General features: G+C 63.6%; 5 protein-coding genes and 4 pseudogenes. All 9 read left to right on the forward strand.

Features of this window, described 5'->3' with window-relative positions; genetic code table 11:
* Positions 1-68 precede the first annotated feature (68 nt).
* The 9 genes and pseudogenes from ACUVYZ_RS12780 to ACUVYZ_RS12820 all read left to right on the forward strand — a co-directional run bounded on the left by ACUVYZ_RS12780 (position 69) and on the right by ACUVYZ_RS12820 (position 8,806).
* The gene (locus ACUVYZ_RS12780) at positions 69-1,232 is read left to right on the forward strand and encodes an IS4 family transposase (RefSeq protein ID WP_439934732.1); all 1,164 of its coding nucleotides are present in this window, start codon (positions 69-71) and stop codon (positions 1,230-1,232) included.
* A 251-nt stretch (positions 1,233-1,483) separates the two neighbouring features.
* Positions 1,484-2,456, forward strand: a pseudogene (locus tag ACUVYZ_RS12785) (tyrosine-type recombinase/integrase).
* Positions 2,453-2,908 (forward strand): annotated as a pseudogene (locus ACUVYZ_RS12790) (hypothetical protein); the annotation flags it as partial. The pseudogenes ACUVYZ_RS12785 and ACUVYZ_RS12790, both read left to right, overlap by 4 nt.
* 354 nt (positions 2,909-3,262) lie before the next feature.
* Positions 3,263-3,739, forward strand: a pseudogene (locus tag ACUVYZ_RS12795) (LAGLIDADG family homing endonuclease); the annotation flags it as partial.
* Positions 3,740-4,564, forward strand: a pseudogene (locus tag ACUVYZ_RS12800) (PA0069 family radical SAM protein); the annotation flags it as partial.
* Between the two features lie 340 nt (positions 4,565-4,904).
* Positions 4,905-5,954, forward strand: coding sequence for a glycosyltransferase family 4 protein (locus tag ACUVYZ_RS12805; RefSeq protein ID WP_147799728.1), 1,050 nt, complete (start codon positions 4,905-4,907; stop codon positions 5,952-5,954).
* Between the two features lie 13 nt (positions 5,955-5,967).
* Entirely contained in the window at positions 5,968-8,154 is a 2,187-nt protein-coding gene (locus ACUVYZ_RS12810) for an amylo-alpha-1,6-glucosidase (protein ID WP_439934731.1), read from the forward strand.
* A 227-nt stretch (positions 8,155-8,381) separates the two neighbouring features.
* The gene (locus ACUVYZ_RS12815) at positions 8,382-8,555 is read left to right on the forward strand and encodes an isocitrate lyase/phosphoenolpyruvate mutase family protein (RefSeq protein WP_439934730.1); all 174 of its coding nucleotides are present in this window, start codon (positions 8,382-8,384) and stop codon (positions 8,553-8,555) included.
* A gap of 5 nt (positions 8,556-8,560) precedes the next feature.
* Positions 8,561-8,806, forward strand: coding sequence for a hypothetical protein (locus ACUVYZ_RS12820; RefSeq protein WP_439934729.1), 246 nt, complete (start codon positions 8,561-8,563; stop codon positions 8,804-8,806).
* The last annotated feature ends 148 nt before the right edge of the window (positions 8,807-8,954 follow it).

Genomic DNA, 8,954 nt, shown 5'->3' on the forward strand with positions numbered 1-8,954 from the left:
GCCATTCGAAGGTGTAGGGTATGGGTGCATCGCCAAACCCACCCGCACCCGACCGAAGGAGGCCCGTCGTGAATGCATCATGCAGCATGTTCAGCCAGATACTCAAGTTGATTCCGCGCATCGAGTTCGAGCGCATGGTCAAGGAGACCGGCTCTGAATACGCCGCGAAGGGCCTGTCGAGCTGGAGCCAGTTCGTCGCCATGATGTTCTGTCAGTTGGGCCGCGCCCACTCGCTGCGGGAGATTGAAGGGGGCCTCAAGAGCTGCGAAGGCAAGCTTGCCCACCTGGGCATCGAGGCGCCAGCGAGGTCGTCGCTTTCCTACGCCAACACGCACCGCCCCTGGCAGTTGTACGAACAAGTCTTCTACCGGCTCTTCGAGCGGCTCTCGGGCAGTATCCGCTTGCCCAGAAAGTTTCGCTTCAAGCACAAGCTCGTGAGCCTCGACTCGACGGTGATCGATCTGTGCCTGTCGGTGTTCGACTGGGCAAGATTCCGCCGCACCAAGGGCGCGGTGAAGCTGCACCTGGTGCTCGACCATGACGGCTACCTGCCCTGTTACGGGGTGATCACCGAGGGCAACGTCCATGACGTCAAGGTCGCCTGGCGCATTCCCTTCCCGGCCGGCACCGTCGTGGTCGAGACCCAAGGCTACAACGACTATCGGCTGTTTGCCCACTGGACGGACTCCGGCGTGTTCTTCGTCACGCGCATGAAGGACAACGCCCAGTTCGAGGTTGTCGAGGAGCATGCCATCCCGAAGAACCGTAACATCCTCAGGGATCAGACCATCCGCCTGACCGGTATGGGCGCCCAGGACAAGTGCCCGCACCTGCTGCGCCGGGTGGAGGTCGTGCGCGAGGATACCGGCGAGAGGCTGGTGTTCCTGACCAATCATCATGGCTTGGGCGCTTCCACGGTGGCCGCCATCTACAAAGAGCGCTGGCAGGTGGAACTGTTCTTCAAGGCACTCAAGCAGAACCTGAGACTCAAGACCTTCGTCGGCACGGAGGCCTTCGCAGTGAAGATCCAGATCTGGACCGCCTTGATCGCCATGCTGCTCCTGCGCTACCTGCAACTGATCTCGCGCTTCGGCTGGAGTCTGTCCAATCTGGTGGCGCTGCTGCGCATGAATCTGTTCACCCATCGTGATCTGCACGCCTGGCTGAATCAGCCCTTCGCCCCGCCACCCGACCCGATGACACAACCCCAGGCGGCGCTGGCCTTTACCTGATCCTGGACAGCACAAGGAGGCACCCTCTTGAATTCCCGTCATGACCCGTCCGAAACCCGCATCAAATCAAGGGGCCGCCCAGCCAGATCCGGCTGTTTTGGACAGCAGTGATCCTATCTGACGCTTTACAAAGCGTCAGATAAGTGTATATTAATACAGTAACCCGTATTTCTGCATTAAAGAATCAACAGCTTGCTTTGATTTATAGACTCCTAGAGCCAAAAATCAAACCCGTCATCGTCGAGGCTTGCATGGAACCCGCACAACCCAAGTTGCTGGATCGGCTGCACAACCGGATCCGCGTCAAGCACTATAGCATCCGGACCGAAGAGCAGTATGTCCATTGGGTGAAGCGGTTCATCCATTTCCACGGAAAGCGGCACCCCGAGACCATGGGAGCGCGGGAGGTTGAGGCTTTTTTGAACCATCTTACCGTGGAGGGACGTGTCTCCGCCTCGACCCAGAATCAGGCTAAAAGCGCGTTGCTGTTCCTGTACAAGGAGGTTCTCGGCAAGGAGCTGCCTTGGCTCGAGAACGTGGCGAGCGCAAAGCGTCCGGCGCGTGTGCCGGTGGTGCTGACCCGAAAAGAAGTGGATGCCGTTCTCTCGAGGCTCGAGGGCGTGGCAGCTTTGGCCGCGTGGCTTATGTACGGTACCGGAATGCGGGTCATGGAATGCCTGCGCTTGCGGGTGAAGGACGTTGATTTCGCGCGGTGGGAGATCGTGATTCGTTCGGGCAAAGGGTCCAAGGATCGGGTGACGGTACTTCCGACGACGCTAGTCGCTCCCCTTACGGAGCACTTGGCGCGGGTCCAGCGGCTTCACGAGGAAGACCTCAAGGCGGGCCACGGTGAGGTCTATCCGTCACCATGCGGACGAGCAGCGGCTGCAGCGCGCGATCAGAAAGGCTGCCCGAGACGCAGGAATCGCCAAGCCGGTAACCCCCCACACCTTGCGCCATTCGTTCGCGACGCACCTATTGGAGTCCGGGTACGATATCCGCACGGTGCAGGAGCTGCTCGGGCATAAGGACGTGTCCACGACAATGATTTATACGCACGTCCTGAGCCGGGGAGGGCGAGGGGTGGTCAGCCCGCTGGACAACAATAGCAGCGCGGGCGCTTGGCCCGGTTTGTTCGCTGTCCCGCGGGTCGAGGAACACGCGGCATCGCCTTATGGAGCGGAGTTCGATCGCCAGGTCAAGCATGAACAGATCGGGCTATGAAACCCATTGTCCCTAGGAAAGGCCGCGGTGCTCCCAGTAATCTCCAGGGCCGCTTCGAGCGGTGGGGACGGGAGGCGTTCGACGACGGCTGGTCAAGCGAGGAGGAAGAGCTTCCCCCGCTCAAGACCGAGGTGACGCTCGTCCAGGCGAAGAGCATCCTTACCCGCAACGCCTCGCCCGACATCCCCTTCGACCGCTCCATCAACCCGTACCAGGGCTGCGAGCATGGGTGTGTGTACTGCCTGGCCGGCGACACCAAAATCCTCATGGGAGACGGCAGTTTCAAGCCGCTGGCTGAGTTGGAGGCCGGCGACGAGATCTACGGCACGAAAAAGCGCGGACATGACCGGCGCTACGTTAGGACGCGGGTTCTCGCTCATTGGCGAACCGCCAAACCGGCCTATCGAATCCGTCTCGCCGATGGCGCCGAGCTGGTGGCTAGCGGCGATCACCGCTTCCTCACCGAACGCGGATGGAAGTTCGTGGCGAGAAACGCTGGCCCAAACCAGCGTCCCTACTTGACGCTCAATAACACGTTGATGGGTTTCGGAACGATACCTTCGTGCTTGCCTTTGCGCGATGCGGTCGCCTATCGGCGCGGGTATTTGTGCGGGCTGATCCGAGGCGACGGCCACCTCGGGGTCTTCCGCCATACGCGATCGGGACGTACCCGTGCGGCTCTGCACCGGTTTCGTCTTGCGATGGAGAACTCGGAAGCACTCGAACGGGCCGCGTCTTTCCTGTCAGAGTTCGGAATCGGCACCGACCGGTTCACGTTCCAGCCTAAGACGCCGGCCCGGCGGCGAATGGAGGCGATCCGAACGAGCTCCAGCGCGTCGGTCGCGGCGATCGGCCGGTTAATCCAATGGCCGTATGCGGTGGAGGGCGACTGGCTGCGCGGGTTCGTCGCCGGAATGTTCGACGCCGAAGGGTCGTTCTGCGACGGGGTGATCAGGATATCGAACACCGATCTCCAGATGATCGAGGTGTTGACGCACGCCCTGCGGGGATTCGGTTTCGATACAACCGTCGAGATACGACGGCCACATACAGAAAAGCCGGTGCGCCACGTCAGGATCCGAGGTGGATTGCACGAGTACCTTCTGTTCTTCAACGTATTCGATCCTGCGATTGAGCGAAAGCGCAACATCGAGGCTCAGGCCCTGAAATCTGAGGCCAGGCTCGAGATCGTCGAGATCGAGCCGCTCGGACGCCGTCAGGAGCTGTACGACATCACGACCGGCACAGGGGATTTCGTCGCCAACGGCGTGATCAGCCACAACTGCTATGCCCGCCCGTCCCATGCCTACCTGAGCCTGTCGCCCGGCCTCGATTTCGAAACCAAGCTCTTCGCCAAGGCGAACGCGGCGGCGCTGTTGCGCAGTAAGCTTTCAGCGCCCGGTTACCGGCCCGACGTCATTTCCATAGGCGCGAACACGGATCCCTATCAGCCCGTCGAGCGGGAGCTGAAGATCACCCGCTCGATCCTGGAGGTGCTCGCAGAGTGCGAGCACCCCTTCAGCATCATCACCAAGAACGCCTTGATCGAGCGGGACATCGATCTCCTCGCGCCCATGGCGGAAAAGAACCTGGTCCGGGCGTTCGTCTCAGTCACCAACCTGGACAACTCCCTCGCCCGGCGGCTGGAACCCCGCACCTCCGCCCCGATGCGGCGACTGGAGGCGGTCCGGCGCCTCGCTGCGGCCGGGATCCCTGTGGGCGTCATGGTGGCGCCGGTGATCCCGTTTCTCACCGACCGGTTCATGGAAGAGGTGCTGGAGCGGGCCCGGGAGGCGGGAGCTACCCTGGCGGGCTATGTGCTGCTACGGCTGCCCCACGAAGTGGCGCCCCTCTTCAAGGCGTGGCTCGAAGTCCATTACCCGATGAAGGCCGAGCATGTCATGAGCCTCATCCACCAGATGCGGGGCGGGCGAGACTACGACTCCGACTTCGGCACGCGCCATCGGGGCACTGGCATCTTCGCCGAGCTGATCGCCAGGCGTTTTCAGCTCGCGTGCGAGCGTCTGGGCTTTAACCGGGCCCAGCCGCCTCTCGATACCGGCTGCTTCCGGCCGCCCCGAGCAGGCTCTCAGCTCGACCTCTTTTGACGGGGGACAGGGATCAGGGGGGACTTCCCCCGATCATCCACCCCCTTGAAAATTTCAGCCGTCGACCCCAATGCAAGGCTGGACCCCGCAGCGGGTCCCCAGATGGCCGTCTGAATGCCCGCGCTGACACTCCCCCGGGAGAGGGCGGGGGCGTACGCCTTTCGGGTCAGCAAGGCGATGGCGCGCTCAACGGCATTAGTTTCGTCTACCAGGGAAGTAGCAGTTCAGCGAGCGCCTGGCGAGCAAAAAAAGGAGGTCAGTCTCATCCCGTCATAACGCCGCATCGAAGGCCGATTTCGCAGCACTTTTGTGACGTTGGATTCCCGCAGGAGTCCGTTTCATGAGGATTGCGCAGATCGCCCCTTTGATCGAAAGCGTTCCGCCCCGGCTCTACGGAGGCACCGAGCGCGTCGTGCACTATCTGACCGAGGAGTTGGTCCGCCAAGGCCATGACGTGACCTTGTTCGCGAGCGGCGACTCGGCAACCTCTGCAAGGCTCGTGGCCTGCGTGCCGGAGGCGCTGAGGCTTAATCCCCGGGTCAAGGAGCCGCTGCCGTACATGGTCTTGCAGCTCGAGCAGGTTCGGCAGCGGGCCCGGGAATTTGATGTCCTGCACTTCCACATCGACTTCGTCCATTTCCCGATCTTCCGGGACATGGCCCGCAGGACGGTCACCACGCTGCACGGGCGGCTGGACCTCCCCGACATCCATCCGGTGTACCGGGAGTTCTGCGACATGCCGCTGGTGTCCATCTCCCACCATCAGCGACTGCCCATGCCGCCCGTCCACTGGGCGGGGACGGTCTACCATGGGCTGCCCAGGGACGTGTGCCGCTTCAACCCGGTGCCGAAGGGCGACTATCTGGCGTTCCTCGGGCGCATCTCGCCCGAGAAGCGCCCCGATCGCGCCATCGAGATCGCGCGCCGGGCGGGCGTGCGGCTCATGATCGCCGCCAAGGTGGACAAGGTGGACGAGACGTACTTTCAAGAAAGAATAAAGCCCTTGCTCGCCGACCCGCAGGTGGAGTTCATCGGCGAGATCGATGAAGCGCAAAAGTCCGAGTTCCTGGGCAACGCGCTGGGGCTTCTCTTCCCCATCGACTGGCCGGAGCCCTTCGGGCTGGTGATGATCGAGGCCATGTCCTGCGGCACGCCGGTGATCGCCTGGCGCTGCGGCTCCGTGCCGGAAGTGGTGGAGCCGGGCGTGACCGGATTCATCGTGGAGTCGATCGAGGCCGCGGTGGATGCCGTGCGGCGGGTCCACATGCTGGACCGGGCGGTCGTGCGGCACCGCTTCGAGGAGCGCTTCTCTGCGGAGCGCATGGCGCGCGATTATCTCTCCGTCTATCGGGCCTTGGCGGCGGCCGAGCGCGCGACGAGGGCCGCTTGAGCAGGAGCTGACCGTGAGCGTAGCGCAAAGCCAACCGTTGGCCCAGGGTCCCACGCCGGAGTTCTATATTCCGGCCACCTCTTCGCTGGCTGAGCGGCGGCCACGGACGCTCAAGCACGGCGACACGTTCGCCATGTTCGACCACTACGGCGACCTGGTGGCGGCGGAGCACAGCCCCGAAGGGATCTTCCACCAGGACACGCGATATCTATCCAAGCTCGCTTTCACCATCCAGGGGCGCCGTCCGCTGCTGCTGTCCTCCACGGTACAGAACAACAACGCCGTGCTCAACGTGGATCTCACCAATCCGGACGTGTTCGAAGGCGGCGTGCTGGTACTGCCCAAGGACACCATACACGTCTCCAGAGCCAAGTTCCTGTGGGAGTCGGCGTGCTACGAGATGTTGGTGATCCGCAACTACGGTGACCGGCGGCTGCGGGTGCGCGTGGCCCTGGACTTCGACGCCGACTTCGCCGACCTGTTCGAGGTGCGCGGTTTCCGGCGCGGCCGGCGCGGACGCGTCACGGCGGCAGTGGTGGACTCCCGCACCGTGACGTTTTCCTACAGCGCTCTGGATGGACTGCCGCGCCGCACACGCCTTTGCCTTGACCCGGTGCCGGATCAGCTGAGGGCGGAGCGCGCCGAGTTCGTGTTCGACCTCGAGCCTAAGGAGCGCCGGCCCGTGTTTGTGACCGTCCAGTGCCTGGTGGGCGAGCGGCCGCCGCCTCGGCAGGAGGGCTTTTTCAGCGCCATGCGCCAGGCCCGCAAGGCACTCGTGGGTGCGGCCGCCCGCGCGGCAGCGGTGGAAACTTCCAACAGTGTGTACAACGAGGTGCTATGCCGCTCCATGGCCGACATCACCATGCTGGTGACGGACACGCCCCAGGGAGCGTACCCTTACGCCGGCATCCCCTGGTTCTCCACTGCGTTCGGCCGCGATGGCATCATCACCGCCATCGAGATGCTGTGGGTCGACCCCTGGATCGCCCGCGGTGTGCTGCGTTTCCTGGCGGCCCACCAGGCCACGGCCGAGAATCCGGATGCGGACGCCGAGCCGGGCAAGATCCTGCACGAGATGCGCCAGTGCGAGCTCGCGCGGCTGGGCGAGATCCCGTTCGGGCGCTACTATGGGTCCGTGGATGCGACGCCGCTCTTTGTCGTGCTGGCGGGGCTGTACTGGCAGCGCAGCGGCGACCGGGATACCCTGGAAGCGATCTGGCCCCAGGTCAAGGCAGCACTCGCCTGGATCGATCGCTACGGAGATCGGGACGGCGACGGCTTTATCGAGTACGGGCGCAGGCGGGACAGCGGCCTTGCCAACCAAGGGTGGAAGGATTCGGAGGATGCGGTCTTCCACGCCGACGGACGCCTCGCCCGAGCGCCCATCGCCCTCGCTGAGGTGCAGGGATATGTCTATGCTGCGCGCCGGCTCGCCGCCCGTATGGCCCGGGATATGGGGGAGCCGGTTCTCGCGGCGCGGCTCGACGAGCAGGCGCGGGTGCTGCGGGAGCGCTTCGAGGAGCGGTTCTGGTGCGAAGAGCTGGGGCTCTATGCGTTGGCCTTGGACGGCGACAAGCAGCCCTGCCGCGTGCGCACGTCTAACGCCGGCCAGGTCCTTTTCAGCGGCATCGCTCGCCCTGAGCGGGCGGCTCGGGTAGCGGAGGCCCTGTTCGGCAACGACTTCTTCAGCGGGTGGGGGATTCGCACCGTGAGCGCACGGCAGGCACGCTTCAATCCCGCTTCCTATCACAACGGTTCGGTGTGGCCCCATGACAATGCACTGATCGGTCTGGGACTTGCCCGCTACGGCCACACGGACAAGGTGCTTAAGCTTGCCTCGGCCCTGTTCGACGCCGCCACGCACATGGACCTGCGCCGTCTGCCCGAGCTGTTTTGCGGCTTCCGCCGCAAGCGGGACAAGGGGCCCACCCTGTACCCCGTGGCCTGCGCACCCCAGGCGTGGGCGGCCGCGGCGCCGTTTGCGTTATTGCAGGCGTGCTTAGGGCTCGAGTTCGATGCGGCGTTGAAGACGGTGCGGTTGCGCCATCCGCGCCTGCCGGATTTTCTGGACTGGGTACAGGTGCGCAACCTGCGCATCGGCGACACGCTGCTCCATATCCTGCTGCGGCGTCACGGCACGGACGTGGCCGTGAACGTGCTGGAGCGCGACGGCCCTGCTGAGGTAGAAGTCATTCTCTGAACGGAGGAAGTGATGCGACCGTGGCCTTCCAAAAAGGGGGCTTCGTGTAAGAGCGGGGGGTAAATTCGCATGCTATTTAAGGCGGACTTATTGCTGTAAAACCGCCGAAACCTGGCGTGTGGCCCCTTGATTGAATTGACGCAAAGCCTCAAGCAGAGGCAGCGACGTCGCCGCTTCATCGTCGCCCCTGGCGTATTCGACATGATTTCGCTGCGCATCGCCGCCTCATGGGATTCGATGTCCTCTACATGACCGATGCGCGCACCTTCATCGGTCTCGGCGAGGCGCTGCGTCGGGGCGAAGCCTACGCCCGGGCGGGTGCGGACATCCTATTCATCGAATCCCCGGAGAGCGAGGAGGAGATAGCCCGCATCGGCCGGACCTTCAACTACCCTTCGTAGCCAACATGGTGGAAAAAAGCAGTACACCGCTGCTGGGCGCGAAACGCCTGCAGGAGCTGGGTTTCTCTATCGCGATCTTTCCTGCCACGGGCTTTCTCGCCCCCGGCGCGGCCCTGGAGCGAGCCTACCAGGCCCTGCGGGACACGGGCTCGTCCGAGCCCGTGCCCGGGGATCTCTACGACTTCGACCGCTTCAGCCGCCTGATGGGCTTCGAACAGATTTTGGAATTCGAGCGTGCCCACGCCGACTGACGAGGATCCCGATGCCGCCGCGCCTCACACGTAGTCCTTGTACTTTTCCAGCAGCCGTTTGGGCTTGGAGAGGGCGTCGCGGCGGAAGGGGTCGCCGAGCTCGCGCGAGACCAGGATTTCGAGGATGGTGGTTTTGCCCTCGGCCTGC

It is taken from the genome of Pelomicrobium sp. P1, assembly GCF_052805615.1.

Bases quoted from the DNA above. Each gene is read 5' to 3' on its own strand.
- ACUVYZ_RS12805 (WP_147799728.1), top strand. From the start codon at position 4,905: ATGAGGATTGCGCAGATCGCCCCTTTGATCGAAAGCGTTCCGCCCCGG.
- ACUVYZ_RS12820 (WP_439934729.1), top strand. From the start codon at position 8,561: ATGGTGGAAAAAAGCAGTACACCGCTGCTGGGCGCGAAACGCCTGCAG.
- ACUVYZ_RS12815 (WP_439934730.1), top strand. From the start codon at position 8,382: ATGGGATTCGATGTCCTCTACATGACCGATGCGCGCACCTTCATCGGT.